Origin of the sequence: Pseudomonas sp. A-RE-19 (genome assembly GCF_019956555.1) — a bacterium.
Classification (GTDB): Bacteria; Pseudomonadota; Gammaproteobacteria; order Pseudomonadales; family Pseudomonadaceae; genus Aquipseudomonas.
This window is the reverse complement of sequence record NZ_JAHBDQ010000007.1, coordinates 87,032-113,015: the sequence shown is the minus strand read 5'-3', so window position 1 is coordinate 113,015 and position 25,984 is coordinate 87,032. Positions and strand designations below refer to the sequence as shown.

The window sequence follows — 25,984 nt, the reverse complement described above, 5'->3', positions numbered from 1 at the left end:
CTCAACATCTCTGTTGTCTGTTCGGCCGTCTTCGCGAGCAAGCCCGCTCCCACATTTGGAATGCATTCCCCTGTGGGAGCGAGCCTGCTCGCGATGGCCGCGCCTCGGTCTAGAGCGAAGCCAGTTCGGTTTCAGCTTCCACGGCTTTCACCGCCGTCAACTGCCGCATCTGCTCACAACCCCACAACACCCGCTCCGGGGTCGCCGGTGCGTCGATTTTTGGTTGATGCTGGTAGTCGCCCAAACTGGCCACGGCGTCCTTGATCGCGCACCACGCGGCGATGCCGAGCATGAACGGCGGCTCGCCCACGGCCTTGGAATGGAACACCGTGTCTTCCGGGTTCTTGCGGTTTTCCACCAGCTTCACCCGCAGGTCCAGTGGCATGTCGGCCACCGCCGGGATCTTGTAGCTGGCCGGGCCATTGGTCATCAGTTTGCCTTTGTTGTTCCACACCAGTTCTTCCATGGTCAGCCAACCCATGCCCTGGATGAAACCACCCTCGACCTGACCGATATCGATCGCCGGGTTCAGCGAGTCGCCGACGTCGTGAAGGATGTCGGTGCGCAGCATCTTGTACTCGCCGGTCAGGGTGTCGACGATCACCTCGGCGCAGGCTGCACCAAAGGCGTAGTAGTAGAACGGCCGACCACGGGCCTGACTGCGGTCGTAGTAGATTTTCGGGGTCTTGTAGAAGCCGGTGCTCGACAGCGACACCTGAGCGAAATACGCCTGCTGGATCAGCGATTCAAACGTCAGGATGTGATCGCGAACCCGCACGTGACCGTTGTGGAACTCCACATCTTCTTCGCTGACCTTGTATTGCCGCGCGGCGAATTCCACCAGGCGTTTCTTGATGATTTCAGCTGCGTTTTGCGCCGCTTTACCATTGAGGTCGGCGCCACTCGACGCAGCGGTTGGCGAAGTGTTCGGAACCTTGTCGGTGTTGGTCGCGGTGATCTGCACGCGATCCATTTCTACCTGGAATACTTCAGCCACGACTTGCGCAACCTTGGTGTTCAGGCCCTGGCCCATCTCGGTGCCACCGTGGTTCAGGTGGATGCTGCCGTCGGTGTAGATGTGGATCAGTGCACCGGCCTGATTGAGGAAGCTGGCGGTGAAGGAAATACCAAATTTCACCGGGGTCAGCGCCAGGCCTTTTTTCAGGATCGGGCTGTTGGCGTTGTAGCGACGAATCGCTTCGCGACGTTCTGCGTACTGGCTGCTTTCTTCCAGTTCCGCGGTCATTTCCTCGAGCATGTTGTGCTCGACGGTCTGGTAATAATGCGTGACGTTGCGCTCGGTCTTGCCGTAGTAGTTGGCCTTGCGCACCGCCAGTGGATCGAGGCCCAGATGGCGGGCAATCGCATCCATCACTTCTTCGATGGCGACCATCCCTTGCGGGCCGCCGAAGCCACGGTAAGCGGTGTTCGACGCGGTGTTGGTCTTGCAGCGGTGACCGTTGATGGTCGCGTCGCCCAGGTAGTACGAGTTGTCGGCATGGAACATCGCGCGGTCGACAATCGATGCCGACAAATCCGGGGAGCAACCGCAGTTACCGGCCAGTTCCAGGGCGATGCCGTGCAGGCGGCCGGTGCTGTCGAAGCCCACGTCGTACTCGACGTAAAACGGGTGACGCTTGCCGGTCATCAGCATGTCTTCGACACGCGGCAGGCGCATTTTGGTCGGCTGACCGGTCAGGTGTGCGATCACCGCGCACAGGCACGCCGGGCTTGCCGCCTGGGTTTCCTTGCCGCCGAAACCACCGCCCATGCGGCGCATGTCGACGACGATTTTGTTCATCGACACGTCCAGCACTTCGGCCACCAGTTTCTGTACTTCGGTGGGGTTCTGGGTCGAGCAGTAAACGATCATCCCGCCGTCTTCCGTCGGCATCACCGATGAGATCTGGGTTTCGAGATAAAAGTGTTCCTGACCGCCGATGTGCAGCGTGCCCTGGATGCGATGTTCGGCAGTGGCCAACGCAGTCGCCGAATCACCACGGTGATGCGTATGGCTGTCGAGCACAAAATGGCGTTTGCGCAAGGCTTCGACCACGTCCAGAACCGGTTCGAGGTCTTCGTATTCGATGATCGCGGCCATGGCCGCCTTGCGCGCGGTTTCCAGGTCTTTCGCCGCGACGGCCAGTACCGGTTGACCGACAAACTGCACGTCATCGATGGCCAGCAACGGGTCGCCCGGCAACAGTGGACCGATGTCTTTCAGGCCCGGCACATCTTCGTGAGTGATGGCAATGCGCACACCTTCGAAGGCGTAACAAGGCTTGGTGTCGATGCTGATGATTTTCGCGTGGGCGCGGTCCGACAGCCGTGCGTAAACGTGCAGCTGATTGGGGAATTCCAATCGATCGTCGATGTACTGCGCTTCACCGGATACATGCTTGTCGGCGCTGTCGTGCTTGACGCTGCGACCGACACCGGTGGTCAGGTCCTTGGCGAACAATTCAGCCAGTTCGGCTTGGGTCTTCTCTACAGCGTGATGATTAGACATAAGCGGTCACCCGAGTCTCGATGTGCGGTGTTTGCAGTTCGATGAAGTATTTACGCAGCAGATTCTGCGCGCTGAGCAGGCGGTATTCCTTGCTGGCGCGGAAGTCCGAGAGCGGTGTGAAATCTTCGGCCAGCGCAGCGCAGGCGCGTTCGATAGTGGCGTTGTTGAACGGTGCACCCAGCAGGGCGGCTTCGCAGTTCTTGGCACGTTTTGGAATGGCCGCCATACCGCCGAAAGCAACGCGGGCGTCGGCGATCACACCGGTGTCGATGCGCAGGTTGAATGCGGCGCAGACCGCGGAAATGTCATCGTCCAGACGCTTGGATACCTTGTAGGCGCGGAACAGTTGTTCGGCGCTGGCGCGTGGCACGATGATCTTTTCGATGAACTCGCTTTCCTGACGCGCGGTGACCCGGTAATCGATGAAGTAATCTTCCAGGGCCATGGTGCGGCGGGTTTCGCCTTTGCACAGGACGATCTGCGCGCCGAGGGCGATCAGCAGCGGTGGCGAGTCGCCGATTGGCGAGGCGTTGCCGATGTTGCCACCCAGGGTGCCCTGGTTGCGGATCTGCAGAGAGGCAAAGCGTTGCAGCAATTCACCGAAGTCCGGGTACTCGGCCTTCAGGGCGTCGTAACAGTCGGAGAGGGCGGTGGCGGCACCGATTTCCAGGCGATCGTCGAAGCGTTCGATGCGTTTCATTTCGGCGACGTTGCCGACGTAGATCATCACCGGCAAGGTGCGGTGGAACTGGGTCACTTCCAGCGCCAGATCGGTGCCGCCAGCCAGCAGGCGGGCCTGTGGATAAGCGTCGTACAGGTCGGCCAGATCGGCCACGGTCAACGGCACCAGGCAGCGTTTGTCGCCACTGTTGAGTTCGCCGATGTCGGTGGGGGTGATGGCTTTCAGGCGAGCGATGGTGTCTGCTTCTCGCGCATCGAATTGGTCGGGTTGTTTGCCGCAGCAGGATTGTTCGGCAGCGGCGAGGATCGGCCGATAACCGGTGCAACGGCAGAGGTTGCCGGCCAGGGCTTCGTGGGCCTTGTGAGCATCCGGTTGATCACTGTTCTTTTGCAGGGCGAACAACGACATCACGAAGCCCGGGGTGCAGAAACCGCATTGCGAGCCATGGCACTCGACCATGGCTTTTTGCACGCTGTGCAGCTCGCCCTTGTGCTTGAGGTCTTCGACGCTGATCAGTTGCTTGCCATGCAGCGACGAAACAAAGGTCAGGCACGAGTTGAGGCTGCGATAGCGAATGTGTTCGCGGCCGTCGTCGTCCGTCTGCAGCTCGCCGACCACTACGGTGCAGGCGCCACAGTCACCGCTGGCGCAGCCTTCTTTGGTGCCGGGTTTGCCCACATGTTCGCGCAGGTAATTGAGCACGGTCAGGTTCGGGTCCAGGGCGTGCTCGCTACGGAGTTCCTGGTTGAGTAAAAACTGGATCACGGAAGGCCTCGCAAACTCATTATTGTTGTTAACCGACATGAGCCGAATTTATCAGGTCTGACTTTTCGGTCAATGATTTTCTGACTTAAAGGTCAGGAAATGGCATTTTGTCGATCAACGACTCGTTCCTTCATTATTGACCCTCACGGGATAGCTTGCCTTTTGCTTGAATCGTGCCAAAAACCGCTGGGTGGGCACTCCGCCATGACCCATCAATTGCGCTACACTGCGCCGCTTGTGCAGATCGAAGAGTTTGAAGGACAACCATGACGTTCAAGGCGCCGGACAGCCTCGCCGAGCAAATCGCTCACCACCTCGCCGAACGTATCATTCGCGGCGAAATGAAGCCGGGGGAGCGCATCCAGGAACAGAAGGTCACGCTGGCCCTCAATGTCAGCCGCGGTTCAGTCCGTGAGGCCTTGCTGATCCTCGAACGCCGCCACTTGATCGCGATTTTGCCGCGACGTGGCGCCCATGTGACCGAATTGACGGCGCACAAGGTGCAGAGCCTATGCACGCTGATGAGCGAGTTGTACATTCTGCTCGGCAACGCGGTGGCCAGCGGCTGGCAAGTCCAGGCCGACATGGCGCCGTTCGTGCAGATCCAGCAGCGCCTGACCGACAGCTACGAGCGCCAGGACATCCGCACGTTCGTCGACGACAGCTTCAGTGTGATGCGCGCCGCCTATCCGTTCGCCAACAATCCGTACTTGCAGGAAACCGTCGAGAATCTGCAGCCAGCCATGAGCCGCGCGTATTTCCTCGCCCTGGACCAGCGCAAGGCCTCGATGAGCGAGTTTCTGGAATTGTTCGAACGCTTGCTCGCTGCCGTGCTGGCCCGTGACGTCCCGCAGATCCGCGAGGTGCTGACGGCGTATGCCCAGCGCAGCTGCGATCTGGTGGTTTCTGCCCTGACGGTCGCTTAAGCGTGCGGCTCAAGTGCATCAAGCTGGCGGGGTTCAAATCCTTCGTCGACCCGACCACGGTAAATTTCCCCAGTAACATGGCGGCCGTGGTCGGGCCCAATGGCTGCGGCAAGTCGAACATCATCGACGCCGTGCGTTGGGTGATGGGCGAGAGCTCGGCCAAGAACTTGCGCGGCGAGTCGATGACCGACGTCATCTTCAACGGCTCGACCAGCCGTAAACCGGTGAGTCAGGCCAGCATTGAGCTGGTGTTCGATAACTCCGACGGGACGCTGCTCGGCGAATGGGCTGCCTATGCGGAGATTTCCATTCGCCGCAAAGTGACCCGCGACAGCCAGACCACCTACTACCTCAACGGCACCAAATGCCGCCGTCGCGATATCACCGACATCTTTCTGGGGACCGGCCTCGGCCCGCGCAGCTATTCGATTATCGAGCAGGGGATGATCTCCAAGCTGATCGAGTCCAAGCCCGAAGACCTGCGCAATTTCATCGAAGAAGCGGCCGGCATTTCCAAGTACAAGGAGCGTCGGCGCGAGACCGAAAACCGTATCCGCCGCACCCATGAAAACCTTGCCCGCCTGACCGACCTGCGCGAAGAGCTCGAGCGTCAGCTTGAACGCTTGCACCGCCAGGCCGAGGCCGCCAAGAAGTATCAGGAATACAAGGGCGAAGAACGTCAGCTCAAGGCCCAGTTGTCAGCCCTGCGCTGGCAGGCATTGAACGAACAGGTCGGCCAGCGCGAGTCGATCATCGGCACTCAGGAAGTCACCTTCGAAGCCCTGGTCGCCGAGCAACGCAATGCCGACGCGGCCATCGAACGCTTGCGTGACGGTCATCACGACCTCTCCGAACGCTTCAATCTGGTGCAGGGGCGTTTCTATTCGGTCGGCGGCGACATCGCCCGGGTCGAGCAGAGTATCCAGCACGGTCAGCAGCGCTTGCGTCAATTGCAGGACGACCTGAAAGAAGCCGAGCGCGCGCGGCTGGAAACCGAGTCTCACTTGGGTCACGACCGCACCTTGCTGCTGACCTTGGGCGAAGAGCTGGACATGCTCACACCGGAACAGGAAGTCACCAGCGCCGCCGCCGAAGAAGCGGCTGCCGCGCTCGAAGAATCCGAAACCACCATGCACGGCTGGCAGGAGCAGTGGGACACCTTCAACCTCACCGCCGCCGAGCCGCGCCGCCAGGCCGAAGTTCAGCAGTCGCGTATCCAGCAGCTGGAAACCAGCATGGAGCGTTTGGCCGATCGCCAGAAGCGCCTTGGCGAAGAGCGCGCGTTGCTCTCGGCGGATCCGGAAGACGCGGCGATCATGGAACTCAGCGAGCAGTTGGCCGCGTCCGAGGCCACGCTCGAAGACTTGCAGGCCAGTGAAGAAGCGCAAGTCGAGCGCCTTGAACAACTGCGTCAGGAATTGCAGCAAGCGCTGTCGGCGCAGCAGCAGGCGCAGGGTGATTTGCAGCGGCTCAACGGCCGCCTGGCGTCGTTGGAAGCCTTGCAGCAAGCCGCACTCGATCCTGGCACCGGTACTGCCGAATGGCTGCGTGAACAGCATTTGGCGGATCGTCCGCGTCTGGCCGAAGGCCTGAAGGTTGAAGCCGGTTGGGAGCTGGCGGTGGAAACCGTGCTCGGTGCCGACCTGCAAGCGGTGCTGGTGGACGACTTCGGTGATTTCGATCTGGCCGGGTTTGCCCAAGGCGATTTGCGCCTGCTCAGCCCGGCCAGCGATGGCGTACGCATACCCGGCAGTTTGCTCGACAAGGTTGAGGCGCAGATCGATCTGTCGCCCTGGCTGGGGCAGGTCAAGCCGGTCGACAGCCTTGAACAGGCCCTGGCCTTGCGCGGGCAATTGGCGGCCGGGCAAAGCCTGATCAGCCGTGACGGTTACTGGGTCGGCCGACACTTTTTGCGCGTGCGCCGGGCCAGCGAAGCGGAAAGCGGCGTGCTCGCCCGTGGCCAGGAAATTCAGCGGTTGGGCGAAGAGCGCGAAGAGCGCGAAGCCACGGTCGAAACCCTCGAAACCCAACTTCAGAATCTCAGGGCGCAACAGCGTCAGCAGGAAAACGGCCGCGAACATTTGCGTCGTCTGCTGCAAGACGAAGCCCGTCAGCAAGGCGAGTTGAAAGCCCAGTTGTCCGCCGGCAAAGCCAAGGTCGAACAGTTGACCCTGCGTCGCACCCGACTCGATGAAGAACTCATCGAGCTGAGCGAACAGCGTGACCTGGAACACGAAAACATCGGTGAAGCGCGCCTGCAATTGCAGGAAGCCCTCGACAGCATGGCGCTGGACACCGAGCAGCGCGAGCTGCTGCTGGCCCAGCGTGACAGCCTGCGCGAGCGACTGGATCGGGTGCGTCAGGAAGCCCGGCAGCACAAAGATCATGCGCATCAGTTGGCGGTGCGCCTTGGTTCGCTGAAAGCGCAACATGATTCCACTCGTCAGGCCCTTGAGCGGCTGGAAATGCAGTCCGAGCGCCTGACCGAGAAGCGCGAACAACTGAGCCTCAATCTGGAAGAGGGCGAGGCGCCGCTGGAAGAGTTGCGGCTGAAACTCGAAGAGTTGCTCGACAAGCGCATGACCGTCGACGAAGAGCTCAAGACCGCGCAAATCGCCATGGAAGACGCCGACCGCGAACTGCGTGACGCTGAAAAGCGCCGCACTCAGGCCGAGCAGCAATCCCAATTGATCCGCAGCCAGCTCGAGCACCAGCGCATGGAATGGCAAGCGCTGACGGTGCGCCGCAAGACCTTGCAGGATCAATTGCTCGAGGACGGCTACGATCTCAATGGGGTGCTCGCCACGCTGGTCGCCGGGGCCAACGAGAAAGACGCCGAGGAAGAAATCGAGCGCATTGCCGCGCGGATTCAGCGCCTCGGCGCGATCAACCTCGCGGCCATCGACGAATACCAACAGCAATCCGAGCGTAAACGTTATCTGGATGCTCAGAACGACGATTTGGTGGAAGCGCTGGACACGCTCGAGAACGTGATTCGCAAGATCGACAAGGAAACCCGAAACCGCTTCAAAGATACCTTTGATCAGATCAATGGCGGTTTACAGGCCCTTTTCCCAAAAGTTTTCGGTGGAGGACGCGCGTATTTGGAACTGACGGGCGAAGATCTACTCGATACAGGGGTAACGATCATGGCGCAGCCGCCAGGAAAGAAGAACAGCACCATCCATTTGCTCTCCGGTGGCGAAAAAGCCCTGACCGCATTGGCCCTGGTATTTGCCATCTTCAAATTGAATCCGGCGCCGTTCTGCATGCTCGATGAGGTTGACGCACCATTGGATGACGCTAACGTTGGACGCTACGCACGGCTGGTCAAAGAAATGTCGCAGACGGTGCAGTTCATCTACATCACCCACAACAAGATCGCCATGGAAATGGCCGATCAATTGATGGGGGTGACGATGCACGAACCGGGTTGCTCGCGTCTGGTGGCAGTGGATGTGGAGGAGGCGATGGCGATGGTGGACGCCTGAGTCATTGTATGTAGGGCAAGTAATTTTGAGCTGTAGGGCTTTTTGCCTGCCTTGACTTGCTGGCCAATCGACATAATTCGCGCAAGCCACTGTGACAGACGGTGTAAAGTTATCTTTGGTCGTGCTAGTTTAATGTCAATTTTTCGTATACGTGGGCAAAACGCCTGTCAGAACATAGAGTTGGCGCCACGTTTTAAAGCGGTTTACACAATGTAAACCCCTTATTTTTCAGCATTTTTTATAGAGGCACGGGATTACATGGAAATCGGTCTGCGCGAGTGGCTGATCGTCATCGGCATTATTGTCATTGCCGGTATTCTTTTCGATGGCTGGCGTCGCATGCGCGGCGGCAAGGGAAAACTGAAGTTTCGTCTTGACCGAAATCTGTCCAACCTGCCGGACGAGGACACCAGCGCCGAGCTGTTGGGCCCGCCCCGTGTGCTGGACACGCATAAGGAACCGCAACTGGACGAGCACGACCTGCCGTCGGTGAGCATGCCAGCGCGCGAGCCCCGCGAGTCCCGCGAATCGGGTTCCAAACGCGGCAAGCGTGGTCATGGCGAGCCATCGCAAGGTGACTTGAACCTCAACCTGGACCTGGACGGCGGCCCGAGCTTCAACAGCCGTGACGACTTCCCGGATGACACCAAACCCGCCAGCTCGGCCGATAAAGATCAGCCGCAAGCCGAAGAAGTGCTGGTGATCAGCGTGATTTGCCGCGACCCGGCCGGCTTCAAGGGCCCGGCGCTGTTGCAGAACATTCTGGAAAGCGGTCTGCGCTTCGGCGAGATGGATATTTTCCACCGTCACGAAAGCATGGCCGGTAACGGCGAAGTCCTGTTCTCCATGGCCAATGCGGTCAAGCCGGGTGTCTTCGATCTGGATGACATCGATCATTTCAGCACCCCGGCGGTGAGCTTCTTCCTCGGTCTGCCAGGCCCGCGTCATCCGAAGCAGGCCTTCGACGTGATGGTGGCTGCGGCGCGTAAATTGTCCCAGGAGCTGAACGGCGAACTGAAAGACGACCAGCGCAGCGTGCTGACCGCCCAAACGATTGAGCACTACCGTCAGCGCATCGTCGAATTCGAGCGTCGCGCCCTGACCCAGAAGCGTTAAAGGCAAAAGATCGCAGCCTCGTTTCACTCGACAGCTCCTACAGGGTTTGCGATTTTCTGTAGGAGCTGTCGAGTGAAACGAGGCTGCGATCTCTTGATCTTGATGAGATGAGATAGAGCAGCCTCGGCTGCTCTTTTGCTTTATGAGAGAACACCCATGACTGCCGCCAAAACCCGCATCCTAGAGCTGCGTGCCGAGCTCGATCAGCACAACTATCGCTACCACGTGTTGGACGAGCCGAGCATTCCGGACGCCGAATACGATCGCTTGTTTCACGAGCTCAAGGCCCTCGAAGCGGCCCATCCCGAACTGATCACCAGCGACTCGCCGACCCAGCGTGTCGGCAGCACGGCGTTGTCGGCGTTCACTCAGGTGCGTCATGAAGTGCCGATGCTCAGCCTGGGCAACGCCTTCGAAGAAACCGACATGCACGAATTCGATCGCCGGGTGACGGAAGGGCTGGACCTGCCGGTCGGTGACTTGTTTGGCGGTGGCGCGGCGGTGGAGTACAGCTGCGAACCCAAGCTCGATGGCCTGGCAGTCAGCTTGTTGTATCAGAATGGCCTGCTGGTGCGTGGCGCTACTCGCGGCGATGGCACCACCGGCGAAGACATCAGTGTCAATGTGCGTACCGTGCGCAATATTCCGCTCAAGCTACATGGCACCGGTTGGCCGGCGACCCTGGAAGTGCGTGGCGAAGTGTTCATGTCCAAGGCCGGTTTCGAGCGACTCAACGCCACGCAGCTGGAAGTGGGTGGCAAGACCTTCGCCAACCCGCGTAACGCGGCGGCGGGCAGCTTGCGCCAGCTGGATTCGAAAATCACTGCCAACCGTCCGCTGGAATTCTGCTGCTACGGCATCGGCCAGATTTCGGCCGACATCGCCGACACGCACATTGGCAATCTGACGCAGCTCAAAGCCTGGGGCCTGCCGATCAGTCATGAGCTGAAACTGGCGCACGGCATCGAAGAATGCCTGGATTACTACCGCGACATCGGCGAGCGTCGTAACGCATTGCCCTATGAAATTGATGGCGTGGTGTTCAAGGTCAACAGCATTGCGTCCCAGCGCGAGTTGGGCTTTCGTGCTCGCGAACCGCGCTGGGCGATTGCCCACAAATTCCCGGCCATGGAAGAACTCACCGAACTGCTCGATGTGGAATTCCAGGTAGGCCGCACCGGTGCCGTGACGCCGGTGGCACGCTTGAAACCGGTCAGGGTCGCGGGTGTCACCGTAGCCAATGCGACCTTGCACAACATGGATGAAGTCGCGCGGCTGGGTCTGATGATCGGCGATACGGTGATCATCCGCCGCGCCGGTGATGTGATTCCGCAAGTGGTGCAAGTGGTCGCCGAACGCCGCCCGGAGAATGCCCGGCCGGTGCAGATTCCAGAGCGGTGCCCGGTCTGCGGCTCTCATGTCGAACGTACGCAACTGGTCAAGCGCAGCAAGGGCCGTGAGACCATCAGCGAAGGCGCGGTGTATCGCTGTGTCGGTCGCCTGGCCTGCGGTGCACAACTCAAGCAAGCGATCATTCACTTCGTTTCGCGTCGCGCCATGGACATCGAAGGCCTGGGTGAGAAGAGCGTCGAGCAGCTGGTGGACGAAGGCCTGGTGAGTTCGCCGGCTGATCTTTATGCCCTGACGTTCGAGCAGATCGTCGACCTGGAAGGCTTTGCCGAACTGTCGAGCAAGAACCTGCTTGGCGCCATCGAAGACAGCAAACAGCCGAGTCTGGCGCGGTTCATCTACGCTTTGGGCATTCCCGATGTCGGTGAAGAGACAGCCAAGGTCCTTGCGCGCTCTCTCGGCTCGCTGGAGCGGGTTCAGCAGGCATTGCCACAGGTACTCACATATTTGCCGGATGTCGGGCTGGAAGTGGCTCACGAGATTCACAGCTTCTTTGAAGATGCGCATAACCGGCAGGTGATCAAGGATCTGCTCAAGCACGGTTTGCAGATCCAGGATCAGGGCGAGCTGGGCGCCGAGTTCGCCGCCAGTACCACGCTGGGCGGCTTCCTCGACAAGTTGCACATTCCTTCGGTCGGCCCCGGCGGCGCGCAGAAGCTAGCCGACAAGTTCGGCTCGCTCGATGCGGTGATGAGTGCTGATTGGCTGGACATGCGTCAGGCGCTGCCAGAGAAACAGGCCGCTTCGGTTCGGGAGTTCTTTGCGGGGACGGAAAATCGTCAGCTCGCCGAGGCCGCCGAAAAGCAGCTGCGCGATTTCGGCATGCATTGGCAAAGCGAGAAAAAAGTCGTCGAAGGGTTGCCGCTGGCCGGACAGACCTGGGTGCTGACCGGTTCGCTGGAGCTGATGAGTCGCGATGTCGCCAAGGACAAACTTGAAAGCCTCGGTGCCAAGGTGGCCGGCTCCGTATCGGCCAAGACCCATTGCGTGGTCGCCGGCCCGGGCGCGGGCTCCAAATTGGCCAAGGCCAATGAGTTGGGGTTGAAGGTGCTGGATGAAGAAGCGTTTGTCGAGTTTCTGAAGAAACACGGTATCGACATTTAAGATCGCCAAGATCGCAGTCTTCGGCAGCTCTAGGGATTGGCGCTCAGCGTATGTTGGGCGGAAACGACACCGATCCCATAGATGTAGGAGCTGCCGAAGGCTGCGATCTTTTGATCTTGCTTACACAGAACGCAGGAACGATCACGGTACAAGAATGATCTAGTCTTGGCAGGCCCCAGGGAGAGATCGCCATGTACCGCTTCTTCGAACAGCTCAGCTCACGCATCGCCGCGCCCTTCATGGGCGAGCGTTCGCGCAACAGCAAGGTCTGGCATTGTCGCTGCGGGCAGTCACTGTTCTTTCGCAACAGCCAGTGCCTGGCGTGTTCGGCGGCGCTGGGTTATCAGCCGCAGCAGAGTCGCTTGTCTTCGCTGCAGCCCGGCCCGCAAGCGGATACCTGGTTGCTCGACGCCGATCCCGGCGCCGGTGTGTTCCGCTGCTGCGCCAATCTCGATTCCCCGGCCGCGTGCAATTGGCTGCTGCCGGCCAATGATCACGATGGGTTGTGCATCGCCTGTAGCCTGAATCGCACCATTCCCGACCTGTCGATCCCCGAGAATCACGAGCGCTGGCGCAAAGTGGAAACCGCCAAGCGTCGTCTGGTGGCACAGCTGTTCAGCCTGGGTTTGCAGGTCATTCCGAAAACCGTGGACGAAGAGGTCGGTCTGGCCTTCGATTTCATCGGTATCGACCTCGAAGGCAAACCACCGACCACCGGGCACGCGAACGGTCTGATCACCCTCGATATCAAAGAGGCCGACGACGCCCATCGCGAACAGGTTCGCGTGCAGATGCACGAACCTTATCGCACGCTGCTCGGGCACTTTCGTCACGAGGCAGGGCATTACTATTGGGACCGCCTGGTCGCCAACCGTCATTGGCTGGAAGCGTTTCGCGGTCTGTTCGGCGACGAGCGTGAAAGCTACGCCGAAGCCCTTGAGCGGCATTATAAGCAAGGCGTGCCGCTCGACTGGCAGCAACATTACGTCAGCGCCTACGCCACCATGCACCCCTGGGAAGACTGGGCAGAAACCTGGGCTCACTACCTGCACATGATGGATGCGGTAGACACCGCGCTGGGTTTTGGCATGAGTGCGCAGGAAATGGATTTCGATTACCAGCCGTTTCCACCCAGCACGCTCTTCGATCCGCAGCACCCTGGCGGCCCGGCGTTCCTGTCGTTCGTCAATGCATGGATCGAACTGGCCGGTATGCTCAATGAACTGTCACGCAGCATGGGGCAGCCGGATTTCTATCCGTTCGTGCTGCCGCCTGCGGTGATTGCCAAGCTGCACTTCATTCACCTGGTGATCCAGCAGGAGGGTGGCAGGGCGGATGAGGTGTTGGCGCAGTAGGATCAAAAGATCGCAGCCTTCGGGTGTGCGCCAATCCATGTAGGAGCTGCCGAAGGCTGCGATCTTTTTGGGTCAGCGCATGTCCTTGAAGCGGCTCATATTTTTTAATCCGCCGGAACGGTTGTAACTTCGTCTCAGATAGGTACAATGGCGCGGCTCGCCGTCAGGTGAGCGTCGTTATGGTGACCCCATCGGTCCCCCCGCAACGATTACCCGTGAACCTGGTCAGATCCGGAAGGAAGCAGCCACAGCGGGAACATTGTGTGCCGGGGTGTGGCTGGTGGGGTTGCCTCCATAACGCAGCACGAACCCTCTTTCGTGTTTTCTATCTAAAAATACTGTTTTTGTTTTCGCTGCCATGGCGCTTATCCAGGGCGGTGTTTCGTCGTTTCCGAATTAAAGAGCGGGATATAAAAAAGGAGGCCGACTTGTCGATTCGACAGGTCGGCCTCCTTTTTTCATTTACTGGCACTAAGGCTTGGACAAGGCCTGGTCAACCGCTGCGATCAGCTTTCCCAGATCCTTCGGGGTGGCTTTGTGTATGACGCTAAACAGGTACGCCCGCTGTTCATCTTCGTCGCCCAGATCTGCGAAAAAGACTTTCAGCTTCACACCCAGCACATCGGCAAGCAGGAACAATGCTTCCACGCTGGGGGTATAGGTGCCGGTTTCGAAGCGGCTGATGGTTTTGGGGTCAAAACCGGTTTTTTCGCCGAGTTCAGCCTGAGTAAGCCCTGCGACCTTGCGGTAGCGTCGGATGGCCGGACCCAAACTTGAAATTTGCATCGCTCAATTCCCATTTAGAATCAAGAACTTAACGATAGATTTTTGCATTAGGCAACTGCATGATCCATCACCTTGCTTTGCAAAATGTGATGCATTTCGTAGAATCGCCGCATTGAAGGGTTTTTTGGTGAGCTGCTTTCTTTAGTTTAGGCGATATGAAAAAGCCAGCATTGCGTTGCCTGCCGGGTATGCGCAGAGGCCCTCAGCGGTCTGAAATCTCGCGACGAAATGTTACCAGAGTCGAAGTTACTGCCTTGCCCGTGGCCTTTGAGACTAGTTGATCTTCGGCTGTCCGGGGGCCGTCAAACGCTGTTCATGGAGTGATAACGTGTCTCTGCGCTGTACTTCTCAAAACATCTCTTCCGGGCATCCTGCGCTGGTCGAGCGGTGCCACCGCTAGCGACATCGAGCCTGACTCATGGATGAGAAATACCGCAGGGCCGTGGATGCCGCCGCCATTTTTTCCGAGACTGATCTGGACGGCCGGATTACGTACGTCAACGATCAATTCTGCGCCGTGTCCGGCTACAGTCGCGAGGAACTGCTAGGGCAGAACCATCGCCTGTTGAATTCCGGCCTGCATTCGGCCGATTTCTTCGCCGCCATGTGGCGCACCATCGCCCTGGGCAATATATGGAAGGGCGAGATTTGTAATCGCGCCAAGGATGGCAGCCTGTATTGGGTCGACAGCACCATGGTGCCGGTGCTCGATGACGCCACCGGGCGCATTCATCGATACTTGTCGATTCGTTTCGACATCAGCGAAAAACGTCAACTGCTGCAAACCCTGCAATGGCGAGTCGGGCATGACGTGCTGACCGGGCTGCCCAATCGTGCGTTCCTGTCGGATTTGCTGGATCAGGCGCTGGAGTTCTCCCGGCATGAGCACATTCCGCTGGCGGTGTGCATGCTTGATCTTGACGGATTCAAGGCGGTCAACGACGGCTATGGTCACGCCAGTGGCGATATGTTGCTGGTGGAAGTGGCCAAGCGTCTGCGCGACATTGTCCGCGGCGAAGACGTGGTGGCGCGACTGGCCGGTGACGAATTCGTGCTGGTGTTGCGTTACGTGCGTGATTTGCCGGAGTTGCGCGCGGCGCTGAACCGCGTGCTGGGGGCGATATCGGCGCCTTATACGCTGCACGGCAAGGACATCAATGTGTTCGCCAGTATCGGCGCCACTCTGTTTCCCGATGACAACGAAGATGCCGAAACCCTGCTGCGTCATGCCGATCAGGCGATGTACGTGGCCAAGCAGCGCGGGCGAAACCGCTTTCATCTATTCGATGTCTCGCGGGATCAGGAGGTCAAGGCCACTCACCAGACCGTCGAGCGGGTGCGTCAGGCGCTGGTCGCCGGTGAATTGCGCCTGCATTTTCAGCCCAAGGTGAACATGCGCCGTGGCGTGGTCGTCGGTTTCGAGGCGCTGTTACGTTGGGAGCACCCGCAAAACGGCATGGTGCCGCCTCGGGAGTTTTTGCCGCTGGTGGAAGACACCGATCTGATCATCGATATCGGTGAATGGGTGATGGACCAGGTGCTGTCGCAGTTGCACCGTTGGCAGCAAGCAGGGCAGGGCTGGCCGGTCAGTATCAATATCGCGGCGCGACATTTTCAGCGCGCCGATTTCGTCGACCGACTCCGGCAGGTACTCGCTCGACATGCCCAGGTCGCTCCGCAGATGCTCGATCTGGAAATCGTCGAGTCGGTGGCGATCGAGAATATCCAGCATGTCAGTGCCTGCTTGAAAGCCTGTCAGGCGTTGGGGGTGCAGTTTTCGCTGGGTGACTTCGGCACGGGTTACTCGTCCCTGAGCTACCTCAAGCGTCTACGCACCCAAACCATCAAGATCGATAAGTCGTTCGTGCGCGACATTCTGATTGATCATGACGATCTGGCACTGACCACGGCGGTGATTGGCCTGGCCCGCGCGTTCGGTCGGCAGGTGATCGCCGAGGGGCTGGAAAGCCTTGAGCACGGCGAATTACTGTTGCGGCTGGGGTGTGAAGTCGCCCAAGGTTATTTCATCGGTCGCCCGATGCCGCCCGGTGAGGTGCCGGCCTGGGTGGCGGGGTTTACCGCTCCGTCGCAATGGCAGGCGCTTGACCGGACAGCTTGAGCCATCGGTGCCCTCCTGTAGCAGCTGGCGAAGCCTGCATTCGGTAGCTGCTACGGGTTAGCAGCAGGATTGCCGGTATAGAGGCGGATGATGTCATCGATTTCCCCGGACATTTTCATGTGCAGCAAGGTGCCCAGAATGCGTTGTACGGGCACCTTGGGGTCGTTGCGCACGTAGCAGCCGACGGTTTGCTCGTGTACCAGCGCTACGCTTTGCAGTTGTCGGTCGGGCAACAGGCGCTGGTTGAACCAGTCCAGCGTCCACTGATTGCTCACGGCGTAGCGGTAGCGCCCAGCCAGCAGTTTATCCAGCACGAGCTCCTGATTGCGCGCGTCTTCACGATGCAAGCGGTCGGCATCGAACAGCGGTTGCAGGGTCGGGTAACTATAGCCGAGCACGGTGCCGATCGACTGTTGCGGCAGGTCTGCCAGATTGACCGATAGGGGCGAACCGCGCCGACCAATCAGCAAGTCGCGCTGAACCAGCAGCGTGACGCTCCAGATAGAGTCGCCAGACGGGTTCGGCAGCCAGGAGGGTGAGATATAGCAGCGGATATCGACTTCACCGTGGTCCATGGCGTTTTGCACACGTGCTCGAGGCAATACGTGAAATTCCGCCGGCATGCCGACCTGAGTCGCCAGGCTGAGCATGATGTCGTGCAGAATGCCCTGGGTCGGTCGGCCGTTCTCGATCTGCACCATTGGCATGGCCCAGCTGTCGGAGACAACAAAGCGCAATGGCGCTTCGGCGGCAATGACATTCAGGCTGAGCAACAGCAGCGCCCCCAAGGCAAAACGCATAATCACTCCGTTACGTCCGACGCCGAGCCAATAAAAGCCCCCTCAAAGTGCAGCTTAGCCAGATTAGACGAGCGCACCGGATGCAATTTTGGCCTTGCTCCGCTAGCATTAGCCGCTTCTGTTCCTTCGTTGCGACGGTTTTCGATGAGTTATCAGGTTCTTGCACGTAAATGGCGTCCGCGCTCGTTCGGCGAAATGGTCGGCCAGACCCATGTGCTCAAGGCTCTGATCAATGCCTTGGACAGCCAGCGGCTGCACCACGCGTACCTTTTTACCGGTACGCGCGGGGTCGGCAAGACCACCATCGCGCGGATTATCGCCAAATGCCTGAACTGTGAAACAGGTATCACTTCGACCCCCTGTGGCGAGTGCTCGGTGTGCCGCGAGATCGATGAGGGCCGCTTCGTCGACCTGATCGAGATCGACGCCGCGAGCCGGACCAAGGTCGAAGACACCCGCGAGCTGCTCGACAACGTGCAGTACGCACCGAGCCGCGGGCGCTTCAAGGTCTACCTGATCGACGAAGTGCACATGCTCTCCAGCCATTCCTTCAATGCGCTGTTGAAAACCCTCGAAGAGCCGCCGCCCTACGTCAAGTTCATCCTGGCCACCACCGATCCGCAGAAACTTCCTGCAACGATTCTTTCGCGGTGCCTGCAGTTCTCCCTGAAGAACATGACCCCGGAACGGGTGGTCGAGCATTTGACCCACGTGCTGAGTGTCGAGAACGTGCCGTTCGAAGACGACGCGCTGTGGCTGCTGGGCCGCGCCGCCGACGGTTCGATGCGCGATGCCATGAGTCTGACCGACCAGGCCATCGCCTTCGGTGAAGGCAAGGTCATGGCCGCTGACGTGCGGGCCATGCTGGGTACGCTTGATCATGGTCAGGTCTACGACGTCCTGCATGCGCTGATCGAAGGCGACGCCAAGGCGTTGCTCGAAGCGGTGCGCCATCTGGCCGAACAAGGTCCGGACTGGAACGGCGTGCTCTCGGAAATTCTCAATGTGCTGCACCGTGTCGCCATCGCCCAGGCCCTGCCTGAAGGCGTCGACAACGGCCACGGCGACCGTGACCGCGTATTGGCTTTGGCCCAGGCGTTGCCGGCCGAAGATGTGCAGTTCTATTACCAGATGGGCCTGATCGGTCGCCGGGATTTGCCGCTGGCGCCGGATCCGCGCGGCGGTTTTGAAATGGTCTTGCTGCGAATGCTCGCGTTCCGACCGGCAGACACCGCGGATGCGCCGAGGCAACCGCTAAAGCCAGTGGGGATCAGCCAGGCCACAGTTGATTCCGCAAACTCAGTGGCTGCCGCGCCGGTTGTTGCGCCGGTAGTCGCCACGGCTGTTGCACCGGCTCCGGTTGCGCCCGTGGTTGCGCCGGCCCCGGTAGCCGAGCCTGAGCCGGTCGCGCCCGTGTCTGCGCCTGAGCCTGTTGTCGAGCCCGTAGCGGTTGAAGAAGTCGTCGACCTGCCCTGGAACGACCCGGTAGAGCCCGAAGTTGTCCAGCAGCCGGCTGTCGAGCCCGTGCTGGAAACGGCCGGCGAACAACCCGAATTGCCACCAATGCCCATGCCGACGCCGGACAGCGTGGTACCGGACGCGCCGGAATGGGCCGCCGCGCCGATCCCGGAGCCGTCCGTGGCCGAAGTCGATGCCGCCACGCCGGGCATTGACCTGGACGACGAGCCGCCGCTGGACGAAGACTACATCGAGCCGGACATGGATTCGGCTTACAGCTACCTCGACGAACTGGCCAGCGAGCATACTGCCGAGCCAGCGCCGGAACCCGAGCCTGAACCGGCCGCGATGCCAGCCACCGGTCTGGCCCTGCAATGGCTGGAGTTGTTTCCGAAATTGCCGGTATCCGGCATGACCGGCAGTATTGCCGCCAACTGCACGCTGATCGCCGTCGATGGCGACAACTGGCTGTTGCACCTCGACCCGGCCCACAGCGCCTTGTTCAACGCGACGCAACAACGTCGCCTCAACGATGCGCTGAACCAGTTTCACGGGCGTACGCTGACCCTGAGCATGGAGCTGATCAAGCCCGAGCAGGAAACCCCGGCCCAGGCCGCATCCCGCCGCCGTGCCAATCGTCAGCGCGAGGCCGAGGAATCGATCCATGGTGATCCGTTCATCCAGCAAATGATGCAGCAGTTCGGGGCGGTGGTCCGTCACGATACTATTGAACCTGTCGAGGCCCTGGCCAGTCAGGGCTAGTAACTGAAGGCGCTTGGCTGCAGTCGCCGGGCGCTGTTTTTATCCAAGTACTTTTGAGGTGATTCCCATGATGAAAGGTGGCATGGCCGGCCTGATGAAGCAGGCGCAGCAGATGCAGGAAAAAATGGCCAAGATGCAGGAAGAACTGGCCAACGCCGAAGTCACCGGTAAAGCCGGCGGTGATATGGTCACCGTGGTGATGACCGGTCGTCACGACGTCAAGCGCGTGACCATCGACCCAAGCCTGGTCGAAGGCCTGAGTGAAGACGACAAAGAAATGCTGGAAGCGGTATTTGCCGCTGCCGTCAACGACGCCGTGCGCAAGATCGAAGCCAACAGCCAGGACAAAATGTCCGGCGTGACCGCTGGCATGCAACTGCCACCGGGTATGAAACTGCCGTTCTGATTCGCCAACGCGCGTCGGATGGGTTACAAAAAAATGCCAGGCATCGCGCCTGGCATTTTTGTTTCTGCCCGCGGTTTACCCTGTGGCGAGGGGGCTTGCCCCCGTTGGCTCGCGAAGCGGGCCCAGCATCGAAAGCTGTATTGACTGATTTACGACTGCTGCGCAGCCGAACGGGGGGCAAGCCCCCTCGCCACAGGGCAATTGACGCTGCTATTTGACGCTAAACAGAGGCGCGGGTATAAACCGCGTCTCGTTGTTATGTCGGACTTTTTCCCCATGAGCTTCAGCCCTTTGATTCGCCAACTGATCGACGCTCTGCGAATTTTGCCGGGTGTGGGTCAGAAAACTGCCCAGCGCATGGCGTTGCAACTGCTTGAGCGTGATCGCAGCGGCGGTTTGCGACTGGCCCAGGCGTTGAGTCAGGCCATGGAAGGTGTGGGCCACTGCCGCTTGTGTCGCACGCTGACCGAAGACGATCTGTGCCCGCAGTGCGCCGATACACGCCGCGACGATACCTTGCTGTGTGTAGTGGAAGGCCCGATGGACGTTTATGCGGTGGAGCAGACCGGTTTTCGCGGTCGCTACTTCGTACTCAAGGGGCACTTGTCGCCCCTCGACGGGCTAGGCCCGGAAGCCATCGGCATTCCACAACTGCTGACGCGGATCGAAGAGGCGGGCACGTTCACTGAAGTCATCCTCGCCACCAACCCCACGGTGGAAGGTGAGGCCACGGCGCATTACATCGCCCAGTTGTTGAGCAACAAAGGTCTGATCGCCTCGCGCATCGCCCACGGCGTGCCATTGGGTGGCGAACTGGAACTGGTGGATGGCGGGACGTTGGCGCATTCGTTTGCGGGGCGTAAACCGATCTCGCTGTAACCGCATCAAAATCAAAAGATCGCAGCCTTCGGCAGCTCCTACAGGGTGTACGACATCCAAACGTAGGAGCTGCCGAAGGCTGCGATCTTTTGATCTTCCACCACTCCTTCTATTGAAAACCAAGCAAGCGCTCGGTTAACTTCGCTGAACCTTCAGTGGAGTTCGCCGATGCCTGCCTTCCAGGAATACTTCGACCCCAGCCACCAATTGGTCCGCGACAGCGTCAGACGTTTCGTCGAGCGCGAGATTCTTCCGGATATTGATCAGTGGGAAGAAGCTGAAAGCTTCCCCCGTGAACTCTACCTAAAGGCCGGCGCGGCGGGGATTCTGGGTATCGGTTACCCAGAGGCCTTGGGCGGCAGCCACGAAGGTGACGTATTCGCCAAGATCGCCGCCAGTGAAGAGCTGATGCGTTGCGGTTCCGGTGGTCTGGTCGCGGGGTTGGGCTCGCTGGACATCGGTCTGCCGCCGATCCTCAAGTGGGCCAGGCCTGAAATCCGCGATCGCGTTGTGCCTCAGGTGCTGGCGGGCGAGAAGATCAGCGCCCTGGCCGTCACTGAGCCCAGTGGTGGCTCCGATGTGGCCAACCTGCAAACCCGCGCCGTGCGTGATGGCGACTTTTATCGAGTCAGCGGCAGCAAAACCTTCATTACTAGCGGCGTTCGTGCGGATTTCTACACCGTTGCGGTGCGTACCGGCGAACCGGGGTTCGGCGGCATCAGTTTGTTGCTGATCGAGAAGGGCACGCCCGGTTTCTCCGTCGGTCGTCAATTGAAGAAAATGGGCTGGTGGGCGTCGGACACTGCCGAGCTGTTTTTCGATGATTGCCGGGTGCCGGTGGGCCATCTGCTCGGTGCAGAGAACATGGGCTTCGCCTGCATCATGGGCAACTTCCAGAGCGAACGTCTGGCCCTGGCGCTGATGGCCAACATGACCGCGCAGTTGGCGCTGGAGGAGAGCCTGAACTGGGCTCGTCAGCGTGAAGCCTTTGGCAAACCCATCGGCAAGTTCCAGGTGCTCAAGCACCGTCTCGCGGAAATGGCCACGGCGCTGGAGGTGTCACGGGAGTTCACCTACCGCCAGGCGGCGAAAATGGCCGCTGGGCGGAGTGTGGTCAAAGAGATTTCCATGGCCAAGAATTTTGCTACCGACACGGCTGACCGCATTACGACCGATGCGGTGCAGATTCTCGGTGGCCTCGGTTATATGCGCGAGAGCCTGGTGGAGCGGCTCTATCGCGATAACCGGATTCTGTCGATCGGCGGCGGGACGCGGGAAGTGATGAACGAGATCATCAGCAAGCAGATGGGGCTCTAATCTGCGGTGTGGCGACTGACGCCATCGCGAGCAGGCTCGCTCCCACAGGGGGTTTTCTGTGCACACAAGTTTTGTATACGACAGAGATTAACTGTGGGAGCGAGCCTGCTCGCGAAGGCGGCGGTGCAGACGCCGCCTTATTTATCGGTTAGGGCAAACTGCGTCAGACAGAAAGTCGGAATCCCCATGTCTTCCAGCCGCTGCGAACCACCCAGCTCCGGCAGGTCAATGATTGCCGCCGCTTCATGAACGCGGGCGCCCATGCGCCGAATCAGGTTCGCCGCCGCGATCAGCGTGCCGCCAGTGGCGATCAGGTCATCGAACATCACCACCGAGTCACCCTCGCACAGGCTGTCGGCATGGACTTCGAGAAAGGCTTCGCCGTATTCGGTCTGATAACCCTCGGCCAACACGTCGGCCGGCAATTTGCCCTGCTTGCGGAACAGTACCAGCGGTTTGTTCAACTGATAGGCCAGGATCGAGCCGATCAGGAAGCCACGGGCATCCATGGCGCCGATGTGGGTGAAGTCGGCTTCGACGTAACGATGGGCAAAGCTGTCCATCACCAGGCGCAGTGCCGTGGGTGACTGGAACAGCGGAGTGATGTCGCGAAAGATCACACCCGGCTTGGGGAAGTCGATCACGGGGCGGATCAGGGATTTGATGTCGAAGGAGTCGAAGACCATCGTCGAAGTGTCCTGGCGGGCTGCAAACGTCGCAGTATAACGGCGGCTGAACCGTTTCGCTCAGCCGCCATCGCCAGGGTCAGCCCTCGATCGAGCCGCCAGCCAGAGCGCAGAGCTGGATCGGGTCGAGGATATGTATTTCCTTGCCCTCGGCGGCAATCAGTTCGTTTTGCTGGAAACGGGTGAACACCCGGGACACGGTTTCCACCGCCAGGCCCAGGTAATTGCCGATTTCGTTGCGCGACATGCTCAGCCGGAACTGGTTGGCCGAGAAGCCTCGGGCGCGGAAACGTGCCGACAGGTTGACCAGAAAGGTGGCGATGCGCTCGTCGGCGGTTTTCTTCGACAGCAGCAACATCATTTGCTGATCGTCACGAATCTCGCGGCTCATTACCCGCATCAACTGACGGCGCAGTTGTGGCAGCTGCAGGGCCAGTTCATCGAGACGTTCGAAAGGAATTTCGCACACCGAGGTGGTTTCCAGGGCTTGGGCCGTGACCGGGTGTTTCTCGGTGTCCATGCCTGACAGGCCGACCAATTCACTTGGCAAATGGAAGCCGGTGAGCTGTTCTTCGCCGCCATCGCTCAGGCTGAAGGTTTTCAGGGCGCCGGAGCGTACTGCATAAACGGAATCGAACGTGTCGCCCTGGCGAAACAGGAACTCGCCCTTTTTCAGCGGGCGGCCACGTTTGACGATTTCGTCCAGCGCATCCATGTCTTCCAGATTCAAAGAAAGTGGCAGGCAGAGAGGGGCCAGGCTGCAATCCTTGCAATGGGCCTGGCTATGAGCGCGCAGCTTTACTGGCTCGGACATTTCTTTAATCCTTGTGGGAAAACACACATAAGCCGTAAGGGTAACCCACGGGAGGACATTCGGGCCAGCCTGCGACAATTTATCCACAGGGGCCCGGGGGCCGGGAACGTCATCAAACGTCAACAGACCCTAGATCACTCGTGAAAATCGTTGGCGATTAGTGTGTTCCAGGTAGGCATCGAAGACCATGCACACCGAGCGCACCAGCAAACGCCCGGCGGGCAGTACGGTGATTCGTTGGTTGTCCAGTTCTATCAACCCGTCCTCGGCCATGTCCTGCAACTGAGGCCAGAGTTCGCCGAAGTAGCCACGAAAATCGATGTTGAAGGCTTGTTCGATCGTTGCGAATTCCAGGTTGAAATGGCAAATCAGTTGCTGAATCACCGCTCTGCGCAAGCGATCGTCAGCGTTGCATATCAAGCCACGGCTGGTGGCGAGTTGAGCGGACGCCAATGCGTTCTGGTACTGGTTCAGGTCGCTGCTGTTCTGGCAGTACAAATCGCCGACCTGGCTGATGGCCGATACCCCCAACCCGATCAAATCGCAATGACCGTGGGTGGTGTAGCCCTGGAAGTTACGTTGCAGGGTCGATTCTTCCTGGGCAATCGCCAGGTCATCGTCGGGCAGGGCGAAATGGTCCATGCCGATGTAGCGGTAACCGGCGGCCGTCAGCTGTTCGATGGTGCGCTGGAGCATTTCCAGCTTTTGTGCTGGCGTCGGTAGGTCATTACTGTTGATCCGCCGTTGCGGCATGAAGCGTTCAGGCAGATGGGCATAGTTGAACACCGAGAGCCGGTCCGGTTGCAGATTGATGACCTCGTCGACGGTGCGGGCGAAGTTTTCAGGTGTCTGCTTTGGCAGGCCGTAGATCAGGTCGATGTTGATCGAACGAAATTGCAAGGTTCGGGCAGCATCGATCACGGCGCGGGTTTCTTCCAGGCTTTGCAAGCGATTGACCGCCCGCTGTACCGTCGGATCGAGGTCTTGCAGGCCGATGCTGACCCGGTTGAAGCCCAGTTCCCGAAGCAGGCCCATGGTCGACCAATCGGCCTCGCGTGGGTCGATCTCGATGCCGTAGTCGCCGGAATCATCGTCCAGCAGATTGAAATGCTTGCGCAGTTGAGCCATCAACTGACGCAGTTCATCGTGGCTGAGAAAGGTCGGGGTGCCGCCGCCGAAATGCAGTTGTTCGACTTTCTGCGCAGGGTCGAGGTGGCAGGCAATCAGCTGGATTTCCTGTTCCAGACGCTGCAAATAGGGCAGGGCGCGGCCGCGGTCCTTGGTGATGACTTTGTTGCAGGCGCAGTAGTAGCAGATGTTCGCGCAGAACGGCACGTGCACATACAGCGACAGCGGTCGCAGGGCCTTGCGGCTGTCGCGCAGGGCGTGGAACAGGTCGAAGGTGCCGACCTGGCTGTCGAATTGCACGGCGGTCGGGTACGAGGTGTAGCGCGGTCCCGCCAGGTCATAACGGCGGATCAGATCTGTGTCCCAACGAATGGCGTCGAGCATGCGGGCATTCCCCCGAGATAGGCTGGCATGCGGGCGAGTCTAAGGGCTGCGGCGTTGAGGCATCTTGATTTGCATCAACGGTCGGGATTTGTGTTGTCAGTGAGGGCCTCTTCGCGGGCAAGCCTCGCTCCTACAAGGGATCGCGAACTCTTGTAGGAGCGAGGCTTGCCCGCGAAGGGCGCGCCGCCGATCTAATGCCCCATTAACCAATGCTGATGCGGCCCCGGCAAGGTCCAGATGCCGAACACCATCACCAGCAAACCACCGGTCATGCGCACGCTGCGTTTGCGCAATAACGCCGTGACGCGCTCGGCCGCCAGCCCTGTGGCGAGCAGCACCGGCCAGGTGCCCAGCCCGAATGCCAGCATCAGCAATGCACTGTCCAGCGCATTGCCCTGACTCGCCGACCACAGCAATGTGCTGTAAACCAGCCCGCACGGCAGCCAGCCCCACAGTGCGCCCAACAGCAGCGCCCGGGGCAGGTTCGATACGGGCAGCAATCTGTTGGCAATCGGCTGGATATGCCGCCACAGGCCGCGACCGAGGCTTTCGATGCGGGTCAGGCCGCTCCACCAGCCGGCCAGGTACAGGCCCATGACGATCAGTAGCAATCCGGCGAGGATGCGCATGAACATCGCCGCCGGGCTATTGGCCACGGCCCAGCCGGCCAGGCCGATCAGCAGGCCGGCAGCGGCGTAGCTGAGAATTCGCCCCAGGTTGTAGGCCAGTAACAGTCGAAAGCGTCGGCTGCGTTGTTCCTTGGGGATCGCCAGGGTCAGCGCGCCCATCAATCCGCCGCACATCCCCAGGCAATGCCCGCCACCGAGCAGGCCGAGGATCACCGCAGACACCAGCAGTGGCGCCAACTCAAGCATGGGGCGGCGCCTTGTCGTCCGGTTTGGCCGGATGGCCGCTGGCCTCGTCGACCGCTGCCTTGTGGTTCGGGTCCTGATCGTCGAACAGAATGCTATGGGCCGGACCGTCGAGGTCGTCGTACTGACCGCTGTCGACCGCCCAGAAGAAGATATAGATAGCGATGGCCACGATCAGCAGCGCGGCCGGGATCATCACGTAGAGAGCTGGCATC

General features: G+C 59.9%; 19 protein-coding genes and 1 other RNA gene. 11 read left to right on the top strand and 9 right to left on the bottom strand.

Annotation, left to right across the window (positions count from 1 at the left end):
* Positions 1-109: 109 nt before the first annotated feature.
* Both xdhB and xdhA read right to left on the bottom strand, forming a co-directional pair.
* Positions 110-2,509 (bottom strand): xanthine dehydrogenase molybdopterin binding subunit, encoded by a 2,400-nt coding sequence (gene xdhB / locus KGB14_RS05870; RefSeq protein ID WP_223484654.1) that lies wholly within the window; start codon positions 2,507-2,509, stop codon positions 110-112.
* Positions 2,502-3,956 (bottom strand): xanthine dehydrogenase small subunit, encoded by a 1,455-nt coding sequence (gene xdhA / locus KGB14_RS05865; protein WP_223484652.1) that lies wholly within the window; start codon positions 3,954-3,956, stop codon positions 2,502-2,504. Before xdhA ends, xdhB begins: the two co-directional genes overlap by 8 nt.
* A 266-nt stretch (positions 3,957-4,222) precedes the next feature.
* On the opposite strand from xdhA, the gene KGB14_RS05860 reads away from it, so the two are divergent.
* From KGB14_RS05860 to ffs, 6 genes are all read left to right on the top strand, one after another.
* On the top strand, positions 4,223-4,882 hold the full coding sequence (locus KGB14_RS05860) for a GntR family transcriptional regulator (protein ID WP_223484649.1): 660 nt from the start codon (positions 4,223-4,225) through the stop codon (positions 4,880-4,882).
* 2 nt (positions 4,883-4,884) lie between these two features.
* Entirely contained in the window at positions 4,885-8,373 is a 3,489-nt protein-coding gene (gene smc / locus KGB14_RS05855; protein ID WP_223484647.1) for a chromosome segregation protein SMC, read from the top strand.
* Between the two features lie 258 nt (positions 8,374-8,631).
* Positions 8,632-9,489, top strand: coding sequence for a cell division protein ZipA (gene zipA / locus KGB14_RS05850; RefSeq protein ID WP_223484638.1), 858 nt, complete (start codon positions 8,632-8,634; stop codon positions 9,487-9,489).
* Positions 9,490-9,645: 156 nt separating this feature from the next.
* Complete coding sequence (gene ligA, locus KGB14_RS05845) at positions 9,646-12,003, top strand: NAD-dependent DNA ligase LigA (RefSeq protein WP_223484630.1); 2,358 nt, start codon at positions 9,646-9,648, stop codon at positions 12,001-12,003.
* Positions 12,004-12,194: 191 nt separating this feature from the next.
* Positions 12,195-13,358 carry a putative zinc-binding metallopeptidase gene (locus KGB14_RS05840; RefSeq protein WP_223484628.1) on the top strand — a complete coding sequence of 388 codons (1,164 nt, stop codon included), beginning with the start codon at positions 12,195-12,197 and terminating at the stop codon, positions 13,356-13,358.
* Positions 13,359-13,547: 189 nt separating this feature from the next.
* Positions 13,548-13,644, top strand: an RNA gene (ffs, locus tag KGB14_RS05835) — signal recognition particle sRNA small type.
* Between the two features lie 185 nt (positions 13,645-13,829).
* On the opposite strand, the gene KGB14_RS05830 is transcribed toward ffs, so the two are convergent.
* Positions 13,830-14,144 carry a helix-turn-helix domain-containing protein gene (locus tag KGB14_RS05830; RefSeq protein WP_223484626.1) on the bottom strand — a complete coding sequence of 105 codons (315 nt, stop codon included), beginning with the start codon at positions 14,142-14,144 and terminating at the stop codon, positions 13,830-13,832.
* A 418-nt stretch (positions 14,145-14,562) separates the two neighbouring features.
* Between KGB14_RS05830 and KGB14_RS05825 the strand changes: the two genes are divergently transcribed.
* A complete protein-coding gene (locus KGB14_RS05825) occupies positions 14,563-16,263 on the top strand; it encodes a putative bifunctional diguanylate cyclase/phosphodiesterase (RefSeq protein ID WP_223484624.1) in 1,701 nt (566 codons plus the stop codon).
* Between the two features lie 50 nt (positions 16,264-16,313).
* On the opposite strand, the gene KGB14_RS05820 is transcribed toward KGB14_RS05825, so the two are convergent.
* Positions 16,314-17,063 (bottom strand): substrate-binding periplasmic protein, encoded by a 750-nt coding sequence (locus tag KGB14_RS05820; protein ID WP_223484622.1) that lies wholly within the window; start codon positions 17,061-17,063, stop codon positions 16,314-16,316.
* Between the two features lie 144 nt (positions 17,064-17,207).
* Between KGB14_RS05820 and dnaX the strand changes: the two genes are divergently transcribed.
* The 4 genes from dnaX (at position 17,208) to KGB14_RS05800 (ending at position 21,885) form a co-directional block, all read left to right on the top strand.
* On the top strand, positions 17,208-19,283 hold the full coding sequence (gene dnaX, locus KGB14_RS05815) for a DNA polymerase III subunit gamma/tau (protein ID WP_223484620.1): 2,076 nt from the start codon (positions 17,208-17,210) through the stop codon (positions 19,281-19,283).
* Positions 19,284-19,350: 67 nt separating this feature from the next.
* Positions 19,351-19,689: a YbaB/EbfC family nucleoid-associated protein gene (locus KGB14_RS05810; RefSeq protein ID WP_007905413.1), complete on the top strand. Its 339-nt coding sequence runs from the start codon at positions 19,351-19,353 to the stop codon at positions 19,687-19,689.
* Between the two features lie 276 nt (positions 19,690-19,965).
* Positions 19,966-20,568, top strand: coding sequence for a recombination mediator RecR (gene recR / locus KGB14_RS05805; RefSeq protein ID WP_223484618.1), 603 nt, complete (start codon positions 19,966-19,968; stop codon positions 20,566-20,568).
* Positions 20,569-20,736: 168 nt separating this feature from the next.
* Positions 20,737-21,885, top strand: a complete 1,149-nt coding sequence (locus KGB14_RS05800) for an acyl-CoA dehydrogenase family protein (protein WP_223484610.1) — start codon at positions 20,737-20,739, stop codon at positions 21,883-21,885.
* A 137-nt stretch (positions 21,886-22,022) separates the two neighbouring features.
* On the opposite strand, the gene KGB14_RS05795 is transcribed toward KGB14_RS05800, so the two are convergent.
* The 5 genes from KGB14_RS05795 to ccoS form a co-directional block, all read right to left on the bottom strand.
* On the bottom strand, positions 22,023-22,571 hold the full coding sequence (locus KGB14_RS05795; protein WP_063343032.1) for an adenine phosphoribosyltransferase: 549 nt from the start codon (positions 22,569-22,571) through the stop codon (positions 22,023-22,025).
* Positions 22,572-22,650: 79 nt separating this feature from the next.
* Positions 22,651-23,385, bottom strand: coding sequence for a fumarate/nitrate reduction transcriptional regulator Fnr (gene fnr, locus KGB14_RS05790; protein ID WP_223484607.1), 735 nt, complete (start codon positions 23,383-23,385; stop codon positions 22,651-22,653).
* A 129-nt stretch (positions 23,386-23,514) separates the two neighbouring features.
* On the bottom strand, positions 23,515-24,897 hold the full coding sequence (gene hemN, locus KGB14_RS05785; RefSeq protein WP_223484605.1) for an oxygen-independent coproporphyrinogen III oxidase: 1,383 nt from the start codon (positions 24,895-24,897) through the stop codon (positions 23,515-23,517).
* Positions 24,898-25,088: 191 nt separating this feature from the next.
* On the bottom strand, positions 25,089-25,772 hold the full coding sequence (locus tag KGB14_RS05780) for a sulfite exporter TauE/SafE family protein (RefSeq protein ID WP_223484603.1): 684 nt from the start codon (positions 25,770-25,772) through the stop codon (positions 25,089-25,091).
* Positions 25,765-25,983 (bottom strand): cbb3-type cytochrome oxidase assembly protein CcoS, encoded by a 219-nt coding sequence (gene ccoS, locus KGB14_RS05775; RefSeq protein WP_007905420.1) that lies wholly within the window; start codon positions 25,981-25,983, stop codon positions 25,765-25,767. Before ccoS ends, KGB14_RS05780 begins: the two co-directional genes overlap by 8 nt.
* Position 25,984 lies beyond the last annotated feature (1 nt).

What these genes read in the sequence shown, in the direction of transcription:
- KGB14_RS05830 (WP_223484626.1), bottom strand. Translation starts at nt 14,144, where the DNA reads ATGCAAATTTCAAGTTTGGGTCCGGCCATCCGACGCTACCGCAAGGTC.
- KGB14_RS05840 (WP_223484628.1), top strand. Translation starts at nt 12,195, where the DNA reads ATGTACCGCTTCTTCGAACAGCTCAGCTCACGCATCGCCGCGCCCTTC.
- recR (WP_223484618.1), top strand. Translation starts at nt 19,966, where the DNA reads ATGAGCTTCAGCCCTTTGATTCGCCAACTGATCGACGCTCTGCGAATT.
- zipA (WP_223484638.1), top strand. Translation starts at nt 8,632, where the DNA reads ATGGAAATCGGTCTGCGCGAGTGGCTGATCGTCATCGGCATTATTGTC.
- dnaX (WP_223484620.1), top strand. Translation starts at nt 17,208, where the DNA reads ATGAGTTATCAGGTTCTTGCACGTAAATGGCGTCCGCGCTCGTTCGGC.
- KGB14_RS05825 (WP_223484624.1), top strand. Translation starts at nt 14,563, where the DNA reads ATGGATGAGAAATACCGCAGGGCCGTGGATGCCGCCGCCATTTTTTCC.
- KGB14_RS05800 (WP_223484610.1), top strand. Translation starts at nt 20,737, where the DNA reads ATGCCTGCCTTCCAGGAATACTTCGACCCCAGCCACCAATTGGTCCGC.
- fnr (WP_223484607.1), bottom strand. Translation starts at nt 23,385, where the DNA reads ATGTCCGAGCCAGTAAAGCTGCGCGCTCATAGCCAGGCCCATTGCAAG.
- KGB14_RS05810 (WP_007905413.1), top strand. Translation starts at nt 19,351, where the DNA reads ATGATGAAAGGTGGCATGGCCGGCCTGATGAAGCAGGCGCAGCAGATG.
- ccoS (WP_007905420.1), bottom strand. Translation starts at nt 25,983, where the DNA reads ATGCCAGCTCTCTACGTGATGATCCCGGCCGCGCTGCTGATCGTGGCC.
- xdhB (WP_223484654.1), bottom strand. Translation starts at nt 2,509, where the DNA reads ATGTCTAATCATCACGCTGTAGAGAAGACCCAAGCCGAACTGGCTGAA.
- KGB14_RS05820 (WP_223484622.1), bottom strand. Translation starts at nt 17,063, where the DNA reads ATGCGTTTTGCCTTGGGGGCGCTGCTGTTGCTCAGCCTGAATGTCATT.
- KGB14_RS05780 (WP_223484603.1), bottom strand. Translation starts at nt 25,772, where the DNA reads ATGCTTGAGTTGGCGCCACTGCTGGTGTCTGCGGTGATCCTCGGCCTG.
- hemN (WP_223484605.1), bottom strand. Translation starts at nt 24,897, where the DNA reads ATGCTCGACGCCATTCGTTGGGACACAGATCTGATCCGCCGTTATGAC.
- ligA (WP_223484630.1), top strand. Translation starts at nt 9,646, where the DNA reads ATGACTGCCGCCAAAACCCGCATCCTAGAGCTGCGTGCCGAGCTCGAT.
- KGB14_RS05860 (WP_223484649.1), top strand. Translation starts at nt 4,223, where the DNA reads ATGACGTTCAAGGCGCCGGACAGCCTCGCCGAGCAAATCGCTCACCAC.
- KGB14_RS05795 (WP_063343032.1), bottom strand. Translation starts at nt 22,571, where the DNA reads ATGGTCTTCGACTCCTTCGACATCAAATCCCTGATCCGCCCCGTGATC.